Source organism: Bradyrhizobium sp. 23AC, assembly GCF_054863025.1.
Genome location: NZ_JAVAYN010000006.1, coordinates 321527 through 338200, shown reverse-complemented (window position 1 = coordinate 338200; position 16674 = coordinate 321527). Strand labels below are relative to the sequence as shown.

General features: G+C 59.3%; 16 protein-coding genes. 13 read left to right on the top strand and 3 right to left on the bottom strand.

The features are described from left to right. Window positions 1-8 precede the first annotated feature (8 nt). The 5 genes from thrC (at window position 9) to RAD10_RS17490 (ending at window position 6798) form a co-directional block, all read left to right on the top strand. Entirely contained in the window at window positions 9-1436 is a 1428-nt protein-coding gene (gene thrC, locus RAD10_RS17510) for a threonine synthase (RefSeq protein ID WP_461618498.1), read from the top strand. A gap of 277 nt (window positions 1437-1713) precedes the next feature. Beyond that, on the top strand, window positions 1714-2586 hold the full coding sequence (locus tag RAD10_RS17505; protein WP_461618583.1) for a GNAT family N-acetyltransferase: 873 nt from the start codon (window positions 1714-1716) through the stop codon (window positions 2584-2586). Window positions 2587-2612: 26 nt separating this feature from the next. Beyond that, a complete protein-coding gene (locus tag RAD10_RS17500; protein WP_461618582.1) occupies window positions 2613-3779 on the top strand; it encodes an alanine racemase in 1167 nt (388 codons plus the stop codon). Between the two features lie 76 nt (window positions 3780-3855). Then, a complete protein-coding gene (locus tag RAD10_RS17495; protein ID WP_461618497.1) occupies window positions 3856-5328 on the top strand; it encodes an aldehyde dehydrogenase family protein in 1473 nt (490 codons plus the stop codon). A gap of 147 nt (window positions 5329-5475) precedes the next feature. Continuing rightward, complete coding sequence (locus tag RAD10_RS17490) at window positions 5476-6798, top strand: NAD(P)/FAD-dependent oxidoreductase (RefSeq protein ID WP_461618496.1); 1323 nt, start codon at window positions 5476-5478, stop codon at window positions 6796-6798. A gap of 248 nt (window positions 6799-7046) precedes the next feature. Here RAD10_RS17490 and RAD10_RS17485 read toward each other — a convergent pair whose 3' ends face one another. Next, complete coding sequence (locus tag RAD10_RS17485; RefSeq protein ID WP_461618495.1) at window positions 7047-7388, bottom strand: FAD-linked oxidase C-terminal domain-containing protein; 342 nt, start codon at window positions 7386-7388, stop codon at window positions 7047-7049. Between the two features lie 261 nt (window positions 7389-7649). Here RAD10_RS17485 and RAD10_RS17480 point away from each other — a divergent pair, with 261 nt between their 5' ends. The 8 genes from RAD10_RS17480 (at window position 7650) to RAD10_RS17445 (ending at window position 15159) form a co-directional block, all read left to right on the top strand. Continuing rightward, window positions 7650-8318, top strand: coding sequence for a GDSL-type esterase/lipase family protein (locus RAD10_RS17480; RefSeq protein WP_461618494.1), 669 nt, complete (start codon window positions 7650-7652; stop codon window positions 8316-8318). Between the two features lie 242 nt (window positions 8319-8560). Then, entirely contained in the window at window positions 8561-9784 is a 1224-nt protein-coding gene (locus tag RAD10_RS17475; RefSeq protein WP_461618493.1) for an amino acid ABC transporter substrate-binding protein, read from the top strand. Between the two features lie 35 nt (window positions 9785-9819). Next, window positions 9820-10695 (top strand): NmrA family NAD(P)-binding protein, encoded by an 876-nt coding sequence (locus RAD10_RS17470; protein ID WP_461618581.1) that lies wholly within the window; start codon window positions 9820-9822, stop codon window positions 10693-10695. A gap of 76 nt (window positions 10696-10771) precedes the next feature. Further along, window positions 10772-11161, top strand: a complete 390-nt coding sequence (locus tag RAD10_RS17465; RefSeq protein ID WP_092252152.1) for a RidA family protein — start codon at window positions 10772-10774, stop codon at window positions 11159-11161. A gap of 142 nt (window positions 11162-11303) precedes the next feature. Further along, a complete protein-coding gene (locus tag RAD10_RS17460) occupies window positions 11304-12152 on the top strand; it encodes a branched-chain amino acid ABC transporter permease (protein WP_461618492.1) in 849 nt (282 codons plus the stop codon). A gap of 1 nt (window position 12153) precedes the next feature. After that, on the top strand, window positions 12154-13950 hold the full coding sequence (locus RAD10_RS17455) for a branched-chain amino acid ABC transporter ATP-binding protein/permease (RefSeq protein WP_461618491.1): 1797 nt from the start codon (window positions 12154-12156) through the stop codon (window positions 13948-13950). Next, window positions 13937-14674 carry an ABC transporter ATP-binding protein gene (locus RAD10_RS17450; protein WP_461618490.1) on the top strand — a complete coding sequence of 246 codons (738 nt, stop codon included), beginning with the start codon at window positions 13937-13939 and terminating at the stop codon, window positions 14672-14674. The genes RAD10_RS17455 and RAD10_RS17450 overlap by 14 nt, the downstream gene beginning before the upstream one ends. 119 nt (window positions 14675-14793) lie before the next feature. Next, entirely contained in the window at window positions 14794-15159 is a 366-nt protein-coding gene (locus RAD10_RS17445; RefSeq protein WP_177236898.1) for a DoxX family protein, read from the top strand. A 99-nt stretch (window positions 15160-15258) separates the two neighbouring features. Here the strand turns inward: RAD10_RS17445 and RAD10_RS17440 are convergent, their stop codons facing one another. Both RAD10_RS17440 and RAD10_RS17435 read right to left on the bottom strand, forming a co-directional pair. Beyond that, a complete protein-coding gene (locus tag RAD10_RS17440; protein WP_461618489.1) occupies window positions 15259-16167 on the bottom strand; it encodes a MurR/RpiR family transcriptional regulator in 909 nt (302 codons plus the stop codon). A gap of 174 nt (window positions 16168-16341) precedes the next feature. Continuing rightward, on the bottom strand, window positions 16342-16629 hold the full coding sequence (locus tag RAD10_RS17435; protein WP_461618488.1) for a YciI family protein: 288 nt from the start codon (window positions 16627-16629) through the stop codon (window positions 16342-16344). Window positions 16630-16674: the final 45 nt, after the last annotated feature.

Sequence of the window (16674 nt, the reverse complement as noted above, 5' to 3'; positions counted from 1 at the left end):
AGATTGCGATGCAGTACGTGTCCACGCGCGGCCATTCAGGCCGCAAGCAATTCTGCGAGGCATTGCTTGAAGGCCTCGCCCCGGATGGCGGGCTGTACGTCCCGGAAAGCTATCCTCGTGTGGACCACGCCACGCTGGATGCGTGGCGTACGCTGTCCTACGCCAACCTGGCTTTCGAGATCCTGTCGCTCTATGTCGGCGATATTCCCTCCGCCGACCTGAAAGCCATCTGTGCAAAGACCTACTTGCCGGAGATATTCGGAAAGCCTGGCATCGCGCCGCTGCGACAGCTGGAGAGGGGACTTTACCTCCAGGAACTGTCGAATGGTCCCACGTTGGCGTTCAAGGACATGGCCATGCAGTTGCTCGGCAATCTGCTCGAGTACGAGCTGGCGCGCCGGCAGGAGAACTTGAACATTCTGGGTGCGACCAGTGGCGATACCGGAAGCGCGGCAGAATACGCCATGCGCGGCAAGAAAGGGGTGCGGGTGTTCATGCTCTCGCCCCGCGGACGAATGAGCGCCTTTCAACAAGCTCAGATGTTCAGCCTCCAGGACCACAACATCCACAACATCGCGATAGAAGGCGTCTTCGACGATTGCCAGGACATCGTCAAGCTGGTGGCGAGCGATCTGGAGTTCAAGCAGCAATACAAGATTGGTGCGGTGAACTCGATCAACTGGGCGAGGCTCCTCGCGCAGGTCGTCTATTACTTCTCCGGCTATCTGCAGGCGTCCGAATGGGGGGCGAAAAGTGTTAGCTTTGCAGTGCCTTCGGGGAATTTCGGAAACATCTGCGCAGGGCATGTTGCGCGCATGATGGGGCTTCCAATATCCCGGCTGGTCCTTGCGACCAACGAGAACGACGTGCTCGACGAGTTCTTCCGCACCGGCGTCTATCGCGTTCGAAGTCGCGCTGACACGCTCGAAACATCAAGCCCATCCATGGACATCTCCAAGGCCTCAAATCTCGAACGCTTTGTATTCGATTTGCTCGGTCGCGATGCAGACAGAACGAAGTCGCTTTTTGTCGATCAGCTCGGGGAGCGAGGCTCGTTCGACCTGAGTGGAGAATCCAGATTTGCAGAGGCTGCAGCCCGTTTCGGCTTCCGGAGCGGAAGGAGCACACATGCCGACCGGCTCGCAACCATCCGTGACACGTGGAAGCGCTGCAAGACCGAGATCGACCCACACACAGCAGACGGGGTGAGAGTCGCACGCAGGCACGCCTCTTCCGACACGCCGATGGTCGTGCTCGAAACCGCACTGCCCGTCAAATTCGGCGCGACAATTAAGGAAGCGTTGGGCCGCGAGGCGGATCGTCCAGAAAGGCTCAAGGGCATCGAAGAGTTGCCGAGACGAGTCATGATCCTCCCGCCGGATGTGCAGGCGGTCAAGAACTACATCGGGGGGATTGTGGTGGATGCGATTAACTGAAAGATCGAGTCCGGATCGGCGCACCATCAATGATGGCTGTGCTTACGGAGTTTGTCATTCGAGGACGTGATCAGCGTTCTGATGGGCCATCGCAGCAGATTGGCTACTCCAAAGCGACATCGATGAAATTCTATGCCGAACTTTGCTCGAGTCTGATTGCGTAATGCTGTTGGACGCAAGGTACGCTGCAGACCATGCGGGGATCATCACATGGCCCTCGCCCTGTCAGGCACTCGCGCCTGGTCCGGGCAACCCGAGAAAGAGACGCTTATTGATCATGAAAACCGCAGCTTACCCGGCCGAAGATCGTGTCATTGAAGACGTGATCCTCGTTCCTTTCGCCAGATCGCATCTGGAAGGCGCCCTGAAGCTCTCGCAGGAGATGTCCTGGCCCTATCGGCTCGAAGATTGGGATGTCGCGCTGCAGCTGGGCAAAGGCTTTGTTCTGGAACGCGCTGGGGCGGTGATCGGGACCGCGGCATGGTGGCCGTATGGCGAAACCCATGCTTCCGCTGGTATGATCATCGTCGCGAAGACCGCTCAGGGCCGTGGTTATGGGGCCCGGCTCATGGATGCGTTGCTGACGTCCGCGCGTCCACGCAGCATTGCGCTGAATTCGACCGCGGAAGGCCAGGCGCTTTACCAGCGGCGCGGTTTCGTCCCCATCGGGGTCATCCACCAGCATCAGGGAATTCCCAGAGGACGCCATGAGCCGCCGCCGGCGGGCCTCGTCAGGCCGATGGCTGCCTCGGATTTCGAGGCGATCATGCGGCTCGATCGCGACGCTACGGGCTTGGAGAGACGACAGATGCTCGAAAAGCTGCTCCAAAGCCGTGATAGCTATGTCCTGCAGCGCGACGGCATGGCCCGCGGCTACGCCATCTCCCGGCTTTTCGGCCGGGGGCATGTCATCGGTCCCGTCGTCGCCGAAACCGCGACCGATGCACAGGCGCTGATCGAGGCTGCGCTCGCGCGGCTCGGCAGTGGTTTTGTCCGGATCGACACGTCTGCCACATCGCAACTCGGGGATTGGCTCGAAGGCATCGGCCTGGAGCAGGTCGGCGATGCCACCACCATGATCTTGGGCACGCCGGCACCGTCGAGCGGGCCGGCGCGCGTGTTTGCGATTCCCAATCAGTCTTTCGGCTAGGAGACGTCGACGTGCTACGCGAGGAGATGAGCGGAAATCACCAGAACTCCGAGACGGCCGCAACGCTCGGCACGCTGGCAACGCCGGCTCTCCTGCTCGACGTGCATCGGCTCGATCGCAATCTCGCCCGCCTGTCCTCGCGCATGGCGGAGCGGGGCGTCGTGCTGCGTCCCCACATGAAAACCGCGAAATCCATCGACGTAGCCCGACGGGCCTATCCGTCCGGATCGGGGCCGATCACTGTCTCTACCCTGGCGGAAGCCGAGTATTTCGCGCAGCACGGTTTTCGCGACATGACTTATGCGGTGGGTCTGGCGCCCCACACAGCTGAAAGAGCGATGCGTCTGCGCAAAGCAGGCGTTGACCTCAAGGTACTGCTCGATTCGTCGGAGCAGGCGAGGATGCTCGGCGCCGCCGGTCGTGCCGCTGGTGTGACACCGACCGCGTTCATCGAGATTGACTGCGATGGTCACCGCGGCGGGCTGACCGCGGACGATCCAAAGCTCATTGCAGTCGCGGTCGCGCTGGGCGAGGCCAGCGTCAAGCTTGTCGGCGTTCTCACCCATGCAGGCGAATCCTACAGCCTCTTCACGCCCAAGGCTCTCGTCGCGGCCGCGGAGAATGAGAGAGCGGTAGCGGTTGCCGCGGCGGAGGCCTTGCGGGCGGCCGGGCACCAATGCCCCATCGTGAGCGTCGGCTCGACCCCGACAGCGCATTTCGCCGAAGACCTGACCGGCGTCACGGAAATGCGGGCGGGCGTCTACATGTTCTTCGACTTGGTCATGCACGGTGTTGGTGTCTGCACGACGGACGACATCGCGATCTCGGTGCTCGCCACCGTGATCGGCACCAAGCCCGAGAAGGGCTGGATTTTGGTCGATGCCGGATGGATGGCGCTGTCGCGCGACCGCGGCACCGCGGCGCAGCGGGTCGACCACGGATATGGTCTGGTCTGCGACGTGGCCGGCAAGGTCTATCCGGACCTGATCGTTTCGCAAGCAAGCCAGGAGCACGGGATCCTCGCCATCAGGCCCGGGTCGGCGCACGCTTTGACCAATCTTCCGATCGGCGCGAAGGTCAGGATTCTCCCCAATCACGCCTGTGCGACGGCGTCGCAACACGAGTTGTACAACGTCGTCTCCGCCGGCGGCGACGCGATTCACGCCCGATGGCCCCGGACGCGCGGCTGGTAGCGCTGGCCGGCCATTCCCGGCCCCCCTGGTTCCTGCCGCTGATCGGCGCCTATTCCCGGATCAAGGATCGCTTCCAATGACCTCGCCCCTTCGACATTTGACGGAAGCCGGCTTTCTCGGAAAATTCTACATCGACGGGGAATGGCGGAAGCCGATCGGACCAGTCGCGGCAGCCGCAATTGTCGTCAACCCGGCGACGGAACAGCCGATCGCCGACGTCGCGCTCGGCGACGACGATGATGTGGACTGCGCGATCGCAGCTGCCAGAGGAGCCTTCGTCAACTGGTCCATGACACCGCCTGCTGAAAGAGCGGCGCTGCTCGACCGGGTTCATGGTTTGCTCCTCGAGCGGCTGGAGCTGTTCGCGCAGGCGCTTACCTGTGAGATGGGAGCTGCGATCACCTATGCGCGCCGCGCTCAGGTGCCGTTGGCCGCCGAGCATATCCGCGTCGCCCGCGACAATCTCGCGAATTATCCGTTCATCGCCGCGCGCGGCAGCACCGCGATCATGCGCGAGCCAATCGGCGTCTGCGGCCTCATCACGCCATGGAACTGGCCACTTTATCAGATTACTGCGAAGGTGGCCCCGGCGATTGCGGCCGGTTGCACGGTGGTGTTGAAACCGAGCGAATTATCGCCGCTGAGCGCTTTGCTATTCGCGGAACTGATGGACGATGCCGGTTGCCCACCCGGCGTCTTCAACCTCGTCAATGGGACAGGTCCGATCGTGGGCGCCGCTCTCGCGTCGCATCCGTTGGTCGACATGATCTCGATCACCGGCTCGACGCGCGCCGGCGTTCTCGTCGCGCAAGCGGCAGCGCCCACCGTCAAGCGCGTTGCCCAGGAGCTCGGCGGTAAGTCGCCAAATATCATCTTGCCGGACGCCGATCTCAGCCGTGCTGTTCCGCTTGGCGTCGCCGCCGCCTTCCGCAATCTCGGCCAATCCTGCAGCGCGCCGACGCGCATGCTCGTGCCCCGTTCACGGATCGAGGAGGTCGAGACCTTGGCCGCGGCGGCCGCTTCTGAACTGGTGGTCGGCGATCCCCTTGCGGAAAGCACGACCCATGGTCCGATCGCCAACCGGCCGCAGTTCGAGCGCATCCAGACCATGATCGGCGTCGGACTGGAAGAAGGCGTCAAGCTCGTCATCGGCGGGCGAGGGCGGCCCGACGATCTTCGGACTGGCTTCTATGCGCGGCCGACCATTTTCTCGAACGTCCGTCCCGACATGAGGATCGCGCAGCAGGAAATCTTCGGCCCGGTGCTGTCGATCATTCCCTACGACGCCGTGGACGAAGCGATCGCGATCGCCAACGACACCGTCTACGGTCTCGGCGCCCATGTGCAGGGCACCGATATGGAGATGGTGCGGACCGTCGCCGGGCAGATCCACTCGGGTCAAGTCCATCTCAATTATCCTGACTGGGACCCCAATGCTCCCTTTGGCGGATACAAGCGTTCTGGCAACGGTCGCGAATACGGCATCGAGGGCATGGAGGAGTATCTCGAGACCAAGGCCGTCCTCGGATTTTACTACTCTCGCGCTTGAGCATCTCGTATCGCTCAAACGGCCAGAAAACCGAACATCTTGCGAAGTCCTGGATGATTTCAGCACATTCTACCGAACGCACGATGCGATGAAGGGCTGATCGGAAACTTTGTTTCCGCATTTTTGGCAGCCGAGGCTCGTTGGACCATGTCGCCCCATGTCGAGCGCATTCACAGCGATGAGTGTCTCCCGGCCGAGGCCGACGTCGTCATCGTCGGCGGCGGCATCCTCGGCTCTACGGCCGCCTATTACCTGGCGAAGCGGGGCCTCTCCGTGGCGCTCCTCGAGAAGGGGCACGTCGCCTGTGAACAATCGAGCCGAAACTGGGGTTGGTGCCGCCAGCAGAACCGCGACCGGCGCGAACTGCCGCTCTCGGTGCTCTCCATGCGGCTGTGGGACGAGCTCACGCGCGATATCAATCGGGACCTTGGATTTCGTCGCTGCGGTCTCGTCTATGCGACCCACGACGAGGCTGTGCTCGCCGGCTGGGAAAAGTGGCGCGAGGTTGCCAGGGAGTACGACGTCGATACCCGCGTGCTGAGCCGGACGGAAGTGGCCGAGCGCGTCCCCGAAGCGCGCGACAAATGGGTCGGTGGGACCTATTCGGAGCGAGACGGCAAGGCCGAACCTGCGCTCGCCGCGCCGGCTATCGCTGAGGGGGCCAGAGTTCTGGGCGCCACGATCCATCAGGGATGCGCCGCGCGGGGGCTCGACTTGGCCAATGGCAAGATTGCGGGCGTGCACACGGAGAAGGGCTACATCAGAACCAGCGCGGTGATGTGCGCCGCCGGCGCCTGGTCCTCGCGCTTCCTTCGGCCGCTCGGGGTCAGTTTCCCCCAAGCGAGCATCCGGCAGACTGCGCTGCGTTCCACCCCCACAATCAATATCGGCGAGGCGGTCTCGACACCCTACTGCACGATCACGCGCCGACTGGATGGCAGCTACACGCTTGCGATCAGCGGCAAGGCGAACCTCGAAATCACGCCCCAGGCTATCCGGTATAGCCGGGAATTCATGCCGCAGTTCTTGCGTCGCTTGAAGAACGTCAGGCTCGGCATCGGCCAATCGTTCGTTTCGGGGCCGGATTCATTGCTGGCGCTGCTGACCAACGACGATCGGATCTTCGAACAGAATCGCGTGCTGGATCCCCCGCCGTTGAAATGGCTGGTGAGCCAAGTGGTCGAGAGCGTCCGGAAAACCTTCCCCCAACTCGGCGAGATTAAGATCGACAGCGCCTGGGGCGGCTTCGTCGATTGCACGCCGGACGCAGTGCCCGTGGTGTCGCAGGTGGACGGGGTGAAGGGCCTCGTGCTCGCGGCGGGCTGCTCGGGTCACGGCTTCGGTCTGGGTCCGGGGCTCGGCTATCTGGCCGCACAGCTTGTCGTGAACGACACGCCTTGCGTCGATGCCACACCGTTCCGGCTGTCGCGTCTGGTCGACGACTCGAAGCTGGACATTGCCGCCATCTGAAGACGAGCCGGACGTCAGGCCCGACGCGTACCGTGGCGAGCAAAGGGTTCGGAGCTGTGCTCGAAGATACTCCTCTGCGTGCGGGACCTGATCGCGATTTTAGCAGTCCCTAAGGGGCGTTTTCCTCCCCAACTTGAGCCACTCCTTCGGAGTGGCTCTTTCTTTATGGACAAGTCGATTGGCTGATCGAGGTGCATCGGCCGAAGACCCACCGCTTGGAAAGCATCGCCAACTCGCCGGCCGATGATTCAACGGGCAGACTTCTCTCCCAATGGGCAAACGATCGCGCCGGCGTTCATGATGTCCGCCGGATCAAAGGCGGTCTTGATCCGGCGCATCGCCGCGATACGCCCGACATCACCGTACCGTTCCAGAAGGTGCTTCTTGAACCGACCGACGCCGTGCTCCGCGCTGAACGTGCCGCCAAGCGCTGCGGCCGTGTCGTAGAGCTGCAGCGATAGGCTGCCTTCGATCCGCTTGGTGAACTCCAGCCGGTCGACATTAGGAGGAACGAGCACGTTGTAGTGCAGATTGCCGTCGCCGACGTGCCCGTACACGGAGAGCTCAAGGTCGGCGTCATACGATCGCACCTGCGAGCCGGCTAGATCGCTCCTTGTCGATCCTTTTGGGACATATTCAGAAACTTTGGCTCGCTTCACAAAATATAACAAAAATTACGTCTTGCCAGCTGGCTGTAATATATATAACAGATCTCCTTAGGGAGAGCTGCGACAACAGCCGCAACAGTGTGGGGGTATATGGTTATGCGTCGGTTTATCCCGATTTTGGCGTCACTTCTGATCGTGGTCCAATTTTCGTCGGGGGAAGCGTTAGCGAGGAGCAAGCGCATCTTGGTCTTTGGCGACTCCAATACGTGGGGCTCCACGGCTCGCGTCGCCGGTCGGCAGGTTACGCGGCTCCCGGACGATCAACGTTGGGCAGGCGTACTTGCCAGCTCTCTCTCCGAGAGCGCCGTTGTCTTGGTGGATGGCCTGAGCGGCCGTACGGTAGACGTAGATCGTAAACAAGGGATCGGGGCCGTCACGGTCGGGTCGGATTTCAATGGGGCCAAGGCGTTGCGGGCGGCGATCGCACGTGAAATGCCGCTGGACCTTGTGGTTCTCATGCTCGGAACAAACGATCTTGCGCCGGCCTTTGACAAGACACCAACGGCGATAGCTCAGAGTGCGATGGGTCTGGCTTCCATAGTCCGCTCAAGCGAGGGGGGGACTGCAACATCTTATCCTGCGCCCCAGGTACTTGTCGTTGTGCCGCCCCTTCTCGGTAATCTCACCAGCCCACCAATGAACGAACTATTTGCTGGGGCGCCGGCGAAAGCGGCTCTGCTTTCAAATGCCTTCTTGGAGGCGTCGCGCATCGACCGGGTACCTGTTTTCGATGCTTCGACGGTCGTCAAAACCGAAGGCGATGACGGGGTTCACCTTACAGTCGACAACCACCGAACACTCGGAAAGGCGTTGGCTCCCGTCGTCGATACGATGCTGCGCGACGTGCGCTAGTTCGCGCCGCAGCCGATCACTTCAACTGTCCGCCGACGGCGCAAGGCAGGAAAGAAACGAAGCTAAGTCGAGTTTTGTTTGCAGGCCGTTGTTATAAAAAAACGTGCTTCGTCATAAGCGGAATGTATGTAACACGCCCTCCAGCCAGCGCGCGCCTTACGGCTACTGATGACTAGAGGTAACGACTTCAATTTGGATTGTAACAGCTGCGGCGAAGCCGCTGCTTTCGGAGGCGCACTGTCATGAATTCATTTATAATGAAAGTCGTACGATCGGTCTCGGCGATCACGCTGACGTTGAGCGTAGCCTTCGGTATCGCGCCCTCTGGTGCGGTCGCGCAGCAGAATTCCGATACGATCAAGATTGGCGGTACGCTCTCATTGACCGGCCCGCTCGCTCCGACAGCCGCCATGCACAAGATTGCGGGCGAGGTCTATGTCAAGCAGCTCAATGAGGGCGATGGCCTGCACGGCCGCAAGGTCGAGTGGATCCTTCTGGACGATCAATCCAAGCCGGAGCTCGCGCGAACCCTGTATGAGCGCCTGATCACCAAGGACAAGGTCGACTTCATATCGAGTCCATACAGCGCCAATATCGCCCTGGCGGTGATGCCGGTCGCCGAGCGCTACGGAAAAACGCTCATCACCAGCACGTTCAGCATGCCGAAACTGTCGCGATATGCGCGACACTTCACGGCATGGTCGGTCGGGCCGACGCCCGAAGTGTCGATACCAACCCTGGTGCTCGATACGCTCGCTGGAGCAGGGAAAACACCGAAAACGATGGCTATCGTGACGGGCAAGACTCCCGCTGCGGATTTCATCGCTGCTGGTGCCCGGGAAGTGGCGAAACAGCGTGGCGTCGACGTCAATCTGTATCTCGAATACGAATTTGGCACCCGTGACTTTGGTCCGATCGCCGCACGTGTTCGCCAGGCTGATCCAGATCTGCTTTTCGTCGGGGCCCTAGGACTAGAGGGCAACATGCTGCTCGAGGCGCTCGAAAAGTTGAATTACGCACCTCGCAATCACTTCTACCTCTACCCCTCGCCTGGTCCGCTCGCTGCCTCGAAGCTCGGCGCAAATGCGCTGGCGACCGCGCTCTTCGAAGACTTGCCTCCGATGAATCAGTCAAAGGCTGCATCGGACTTTATCTCCGCGTATCGCCCCGCGGCGGCGCAAGCGAATCTTCCCTACCAGGAAGCTGACACCCAGCCGGCCGCCATGTATTCGACGTTACAGACGTTGACCGCCGCGGTCAGGGAAACGAAGTCGCTCGATGATAGTAAGATTGCCGACTGGTTGAAGGTCAATTCTGTCGAAACTCTCATCGGGAAGCTCCGGTTCGACGGGCCGGGCAATTTCGGGGCTGACCTCACGAAGATCAAGCAGGTGCAAAACGGGAAATGGGTCGTCGTGGCGCCGAAGGGATTTGCCACTCCGGGTGCAACGGTCATCGCGAAATAGTGCGTTTTGGTCGATAAAGGACGCTTTCGGTGAGCATGATGAATAGCATCGCTGTGATTGGTGCGACTGGCATGACCGGAAGTGCCACTGTTCGTGAGCTGTCACGTAAAGGCTTCGATCCCCTCTGCGTCGTACGTGATAGGGATCGGGCAAGAAGCATCCTTGGGGAACGCGCGCGGGTAGCGATTGCAGACATTGACAGTCGTGCAGATCTGGCGACGGCGTTGCGGGGTGTCGATCGCCTTATGTTTGTGACCGGGCGAAGCCGAACCCTTCGCGAGCAGCAGGTCAATATCTTGGAGGCGGCCAGGGAAGCCGGTGTTGACTTTGCGCTCAAGGTTTCGGGAGCTCGCGGCATTGTCGGGCCAGACAGCGTCGTGATGTTGGGCCGAGATCACTACCACGTCGAACAGATGCTCCAGAGCGTCGTTCCATCGTGGTGCATCTTGAGGCCGGGCCTCTTCATGCAAAACACCTTGGAGCAAGCGCGGTCTGTCACAGAGCAGAGCAACCTTGTCATCCCGTGTGACGGTGACCTGAAACTGTCGTTCATCGATGTCCGCGACACCGCGGCCGTGGCCGCCGAAATTCTGGTGAATCCGGACCGGTACCGCCGGAGACTCATTGAGCTCACCGGAAGGCAGACAACGTACGACGACTTTGCTGGAATATTCTCAAAGGTTCTCGGGAGGCCGATCTTCGTTTCTACAATATCGCCTGAAGGCGTCGGCGAGCGAATGTCGTCCTTGGGATCGCCGCCGTGGTTGATCGAGCATTCGATAGCAATTGCTCGCACCATTGCAAACGGTGGTTTCACTCCCGAACAGTGTGAGCCAATCAGAGAAGTGTTGGGCCGTGAGCCAATCTCAACGCTTGAATTCGTCCAAGATCATAAAGAGGCGTTTCAGTAACTTTCTTCGGCAGAGTTGAGCGTGAATTCCTTCTCTTGCCCAAGCATGCGGCTTAAACAAAGGAGAACGTGTCCAGATGTTGGTATTCAGAAATCCAAAGACGATCGCAGCGCCGGTCGGCGCGTACAGTCACAGCGTTGAAGTCCCGCCAAATGCGCGGTGGCTCTACATCGCCGGGACAGTGGGAAACAGGTTGGATGGATCTGTCCCTTCAAGCTTCGAGGATCAGCACGAGCAGGTGTGGCTCAACACGGTGAAGATTCTTGAAGACGCCGGCATGACGACGAACGATATCGTGCATTTGAACGTCTATGCCACGGATCCAAGCGGCTTGAAGTTCCTGCGCCCGCACCGGGAGAAGTACATTACCAGCGGAAAACTTCCGGGATCGACCTGGGTAGTTGTTTCACAACTCGCCAACCCAAGTTGGCTGGTCGAAATGGAAACTGTCGCCGCAAAGGTGTGATGGCCTCTCGTTTCAAGAAACGGCAGGCCGACGACGAAATATTCCATCGGCCTGTCTGTTCTGTTTCGTGGCGCGTCTTACCCCGCCGATATCGCTGTTCGAGAGCCGCAGACTTCAGTTCCGCAACGTGTGAGAAATTGATATGAACGCCAACCTTCTCGCTCAATCCGCGCTATCCGGGCTGTTCTCGGGCGGCCTGTATGCCTTGCTGGGGCTAGGGCTTTCGCTCTCATGGCGGTTTTTACGGATCATCAATCTGTCTCACTTCGCGATGATCTTCCTTGCTGCATATTTGACGTACCAATGCACCGCGATCTGGAAAATCAATCCATATCTCGTGCCGCTGTTCCTGATCCCGGTGTTCTTTGTGGTGGCCGCTTTGCAGCAGCTTGCCATCATCCGGTTTGGAATCGATGAATTTGGGTCCATCGTCGCCACCTTCGGCGTCACTATCGTTGTGGAAGCGCTGCTTCAACTAATTTGGTCAGCTGACTTCCTGAGACTCGAGACGGATCACCTCAAGGGATCGATGGTGCTCGGCAGTCTCCTCGTTCCATGGGCCGATGCGTTCATGTTCATGTGCGCAGTCACAACATGCGTTGGGGCCTGGGGGCTGTTAAGATTCACGTATATCGGGAAAGCGTTGCGCGCAAATGTCGAAAATCCGGCCATCGCCTCGATCTTCGGAGTTCAGAGCCGTAGGTTGTCACTGTTGGTGGCCGGTAGCGCCGGCGGATTGGCCGCGTTCGGAGGAGTTTTCATCGCTCTGTTGTTCGCGCTCACGCCAAGTCAAATGTATTCGTGGTTCGGGGTGATATTCGCGACTGTGATTATGGGTGGATTAGGCAGTCCCCTGGGCGTCCTGATGGCCGGATTGCTAGTAGGAGTTTCCGAGTCATTTGCCATGGCTCTCGTTGCGCCCTCGTGGGCACCCATAGTGCCTTTCACGCTGATGGTATCGCTTCTCACCCTGCGGCCCGGGCGGATTTAGCATGGTAAAGAACCTGACACTCGCCGGCATGCCTCGCATGGCGCGTACACGAGCGAGTTACATATTTGGGGTTGGTCTGTTTGCCGCATTAGCGGTCTTCGGCTCACTACCGTTTTTTCAACCGCCTGCATTCGTTGAATCGTTCCTATACCTGATATTTTTCTGGATTGCGCTCGCTACGTCTTGGACGATCTTGAGCGGGTTTTCCGGGTACGTTTCGTTCGGTCATGGGACGTTTTACGGCATTGGCATTTACTCAGTTGCCAGGCTATCCGAACACATGCCGCTGACTGCGGCAATCTTGCTCGCCGGTATTCTATCCGCCGTCGTGGCTATTGTTATCGGCGCAATCGTATTCCGAATACAGCACCTTCGGGGAGAGCTGTTTGCTCTTCTGACGCTTGCCTCCACATTCATCTTGTCGACGATCGTACTGAATACGCCAATTGATGGTGGTCCAGGCGTGTCCTTGTTAGTGAGTGTTCCGTCGCTCTTCGGCAGCCAAATGTCGACGCTCTATCTAATGGGGATGAGCGTTGCTCTGCTATCAGTTGCGGTAGCATATTCGGTCCAGTATTCATCATTAGGCCGGGGATTGTTCGCCGTCGCCGATGATGAGAGCGTGGCAGAGGCGCAGGGCATCCCGACGTTTGCCTACAAGCTCGCAGCGTTTGCGATCTCGGCGTTTCTAGCGGGGGTTGCAGGCGGCATTCACGCGTTATTCATAAGCTACGTAACGGTCGGGGAGACCTTCTCGATCACGGTTCCGCTCTATGTGCTTCTCATGAGTGTGCTCGGTGGCACGAGGCATTGGGCCGGTCCTTGCATTGGAGCGACGCTCATCGCCTCGGCGACGTATCTGTTCGTGAGCGGCGACTATGCTCTAGTCACGAAAATTGCGATCGGGGCAACGCTGGTTGTCGCGACACTGGTCATGCCCGGTGGCATCATGGGCGTTGTTTCGCGCTTTCGTCGCATTAACGTCGACCAGACGACTGCAGTTGCGGGTGAGGGCAAGCCAATACGCCAGCCTCCCGGCGTTGGGCCTGCCGGAGCGTCGCCGGAATCGGTTCTGCTGAAGTGCGAAGGTATCTCGCTGGCGTTTTCGGGCTTGCGCGCGTTAAGTCAGGTCAGCTTTGAAGTAAGGGAGAATGAAATTCTCGGCCTGGTCGGTCCAAACGGCTCAGGCAAGTCGACCTTGATCAATGTCATAAGCGGCTTCTATCGGCCGGATGAAGGCCACGTCTTCCTTGAAGGCCGCGACGTTGCCTATATCGGAGGTCATCGTGTCGCGCGGGCGGGTATCGCCCGCACATATCAGATTCCGCGGCCATTCGCCCGGTTGAGCGTTCGTGAGAATGTCGAGTTGGCGGCGATGTTCGGCGCAGCCGCCAGCAATCCGCAGCGAGCAGCTGATGAAGCTGACTACTGGTTGGCATTCGTTGGTCTTGCCGATCGGGCCGACGCGCTTCCGTCCGAGATCAATCTTCATCAACGCAAGTTCCTCGAGCTGGCGCGGGCTTTGGCCACTCAGCCACGTCTCATTATGCTCGACGAAGTGCTTGCTGGATTGACGCCTCCCGAGGTTTCAAAGGCGATCGACATGGTTCGCCGGATCAGGGACACGGGAACATCCATCATTTTTGTCGAACACAACATGCGGGCTGTCATGGAACTGTCCGACCGTTTGATCGTGATCAATCAAGGCAAGAAAATCGCGGATGGCCCGCCGCGGCAGGTCATGAACCAAGACGATGTCGTCTCAGCTTATCTCGGGGTTCCCCATGTTGCGGCTTGAAGGTGTCGAGATCGCCTATGGCGATGCGCCCGCGCTCTTCGATGTTTCAGTTCATGTCGACCGCGGGGAACTGGTCGCAATTGTCGGCCCGAACGGTGCCGGCAAGACAACGCTTGTGAATGCTATCGCGCGGCTGCTCCCGTTCCGCAAGGGGTCGATGCATTTCCAAGGCACCGACGTCACGAAAATCAGCCCGCAAGCCATGGGCGCCCACGGAATAGCGGTCATCCCGGAAGGGCGACGATTGTTCACTCAAATGACTGTCGAGGAAAATCTCGACATGGGCTGTTACCGCCGAAATAGTCGAGCTTTCAGAGACCAAAGCCTGGCGGAAGTCTATGCGTTGTTTCCGATTCTGCGCGAGCGGCGTCATCAAATCTCGGGGACCATGTCTGGCGGGCAGCAGCAGATGGTGGCTATTGCGCGGGCTCTGATGTCGCGGCCCGAGGTGTTGCTCATCGACGAGCCCTCGCTAGGCTTGGCGCCCATCATGGTCTCGCAGGTTTTTGAAATCATCCAGAAGATACACCGGGGCGGAATGTCGATTCTGCTCATCGAGCAGAATGTCAACAAATCCCTGGATGTGGCGGAGCGCGCGTACGTGCTTGATTGCGGGCGGTTGATCGCCGAAGGCGCGCCCTCGGAATTGAGATCCCGACCGGAAATCGCCGGCGCGTATCTCGGGCATGCCTCCTTGAACGGGTTCGCGAACGTGCCGGTCTGAGATTTGCGGCGTCGGCCGGTGCTTTATGAGGAGGGTCCGTCATCACGAACCATCTGCGTTCCGACTTATTCGTCACCTGAGCATTTCAAATCGCTCAAGCAAGTATGCGGGCCTGTGTCATGACTTACGATTTCAACGATCCCATTCGGCTGCTCGGCTTGATATGCGGATTGGCTTACATTCCGCACAGCGTCGCAAAATTCACCGCTCGTGAAGGTGTCTTCGGATTCTTTCAGGCTGCCGGTTTTCGTCCCGTTGCAGTATTTGTATATTTCTCGCTTTTGGTCGAGATAATCGTGACGGTTTGCATGATCCTCGGTGTGTTCATGAGTTACGCTGGAGCCTTGTCTACCGTCTTCATGCTGACGGCCGCGCTCGCCGTCATCAAGGTCTCTCATGGCAAGTGGATGTGGAATCTGGGCGGTTGCGAGTACCATGTCTTTTGGGCGCTCTGTTCCGCGATCGTTATGCTCCATGCGCGCTAGATCGTGTCCTGGATTGCTTAGCGCTGCCCGAAATTTCGATTGCACGAAGAGTTCATAGGAAGCCGGGCTGAAACAGCGTCAGTCCCCACGGCCCGCTAGCTATTCCTGTGCTCCTCGCTGGAATGGCGTCAGCTTTGGCAAGTTTTCGCTCTCATTGAGTTGGTAAGCCGTGAGATCAGACAAACGCTTCCTTGCAGGAGCGCCCAGTGAACGGGCGACCTCAGAAATGACCAGCTCTGCCAGGGCAAATGCTCCCACCATTGAATCGAACGGGTTCAACCCTTCTGTGCTGCAAGTTAGCAGCGAAGTCGCATGTTGAGCTAGCGGTGACAGATATTGATCGGTGAAGACCACTATGTGCGCCTTACGCTTCGCTGCTTCAACACCCCATCCGACGACGGTTTCTTGATAGTGACGAAAGTCGAGCAAGACAGCCGTACTCTTCGGTCCCATATCGATTATGCCAGCGCTTCTGCTAAACCCTTCCCAACTGACAACCGTCACGTCCTTGCGCAACAGCGAAAGAAAGGTCCCAAGATGGGTCGCCAATACTGAGCTGACCCTTCCGCCCATGATGTAAACGGGCCGGTCCGGATTGGACAAGGCCGATACCGCAGATTGCAATTCGTTCTCGTCCAAGCGAGAGAATGTGGACCGAATGCATTCGTAATACGCGGCCTGTGCCTTACTCGTCGGTGACTCCAGCTTGCCGCCCCGAGTTCGTGCCGGGTAGAGGTCGACCGGCGAGAAGATCCGCTTTTGTATTTCATCCCTGAGAGCGGCGTGAAATTCGGCGTAACCATCGAATCCCAGCTTTGCAACCAGCCGTAGCACTGTCGGCCCGCTCACTTTGGCGTCCGAAGCCAGTTGAGCGATCGGGACCAGTCCGCCGGTCGGGTAGTTCTTGATGATTCCGTTAGCAACGACGAGTTCGGACGGCGAGAGATGGTTTCGAACGACGCGAATCCGCTCGGCGACGGTGCCACGGCTGGGGATGGGTATGTTCACTTTGGCGAGTTTCCTGGCGAGAAGCACACGCCTACCGGTAACACGCTCTCCAGCCCGAAAAAAGCGGGCTAACCCCTAAGATAGTCAGCGCATTCAGGTTGCAAGGGGGCCGCATCAAAGCCGCCGTCTTGCTTGCCGTCGAAACCGAGCGGTCGCCAGCCCGGGCGCCGCCGCTCAGCCCTGGCGGCGGAGGAAACCGGTAATCGTGACCTTCTCCCATATCCCGGCGATCGCAAAGGGATCGGCTCGGTTGAAGGCCTCAACCGCGGCCCGGTCAGGCGCCTCGATCAGGAACAGACTGCCCAACATGGTCGCGCCGTCGTCGGACGTAAGGGGTCCCGACATCACAATCTTTACGCCGAAGCCAGACGTATCGCTCAGGAAAGTCTTGTGGGCGTCGTAGTTGGCAAGACGAAGGGATAGCACGCCCGCAGGATCAACGGCGTAAATAGCAAACAGCATGTTGATCCCCGTTTCGCATCTCCGTGCCTTGATCCGGTGTTGCGC

Coding starts and splice junctions, on each gene's coding strand:
- RAD10_RS17455 (WP_461618491.1), top strand. CDS start 12,154: ATGGTAAAGAACCTGACACTCGCCGGCATGCCTCGCATGGCGCGTACA.
- RAD10_RS17470 (WP_461618581.1), top strand. CDS start 9,820: ATGATGAATAGCATCGCTGTGATTGGTGCGACTGGCATGACCGGAAGT.
- RAD10_RS17505 (WP_461618583.1), top strand. CDS start 1,714: ATGAAAACCGCAGCTTACCCGGCCGAAGATCGTGTCATTGAAGACGTG.
- RAD10_RS17460 (WP_461618492.1), top strand. CDS start 11,304: ATGAACGCCAACCTTCTCGCTCAATCCGCGCTATCCGGGCTGTTCTCG.
- RAD10_RS17450 (WP_461618490.1), top strand. CDS start 13,937: ATGTTGCGGCTTGAAGGTGTCGAGATCGCCTATGGCGATGCGCCCGCG.
- RAD10_RS17435 (WP_461618488.1), bottom strand. CDS start 16,629: ATGCTGTTTGCTATTTACGCCGTTGATCCTGCGGGCGTGCTATCCCTT.
- RAD10_RS17465 (WP_092252152.1), top strand. CDS start 10,772: ATGTTGGTATTCAGAAATCCAAAGACGATCGCAGCGCCGGTCGGCGCG.
- RAD10_RS17500 (WP_461618582.1), top strand. CDS start 2,613: ATGAGCGGAAATCACCAGAACTCCGAGACGGCCGCAACGCTCGGCACG.
- thrC (WP_461618498.1), top strand. CDS start 9: ATGCAGTACGTGTCCACGCGCGGCCATTCAGGCCGCAAGCAATTCTGC.
- RAD10_RS17490 (WP_461618496.1), top strand. CDS start 5,476: ATGTCGCCCCATGTCGAGCGCATTCACAGCGATGAGTGTCTCCCGGCC.
- RAD10_RS17495 (WP_461618497.1), top strand. CDS start 3,856: ATGACCTCGCCCCTTCGACATTTGACGGAAGCCGGCTTTCTCGGAAAA.
- RAD10_RS17445 (WP_177236898.1), top strand. CDS start 14,794: ATGACTTACGATTTCAACGATCCCATTCGGCTGCTCGGCTTGATATGC.
- RAD10_RS17475 (WP_461618493.1), top strand. CDS start 8,561: ATGAATTCATTTATAATGAAAGTCGTACGATCGGTCTCGGCGATCACG.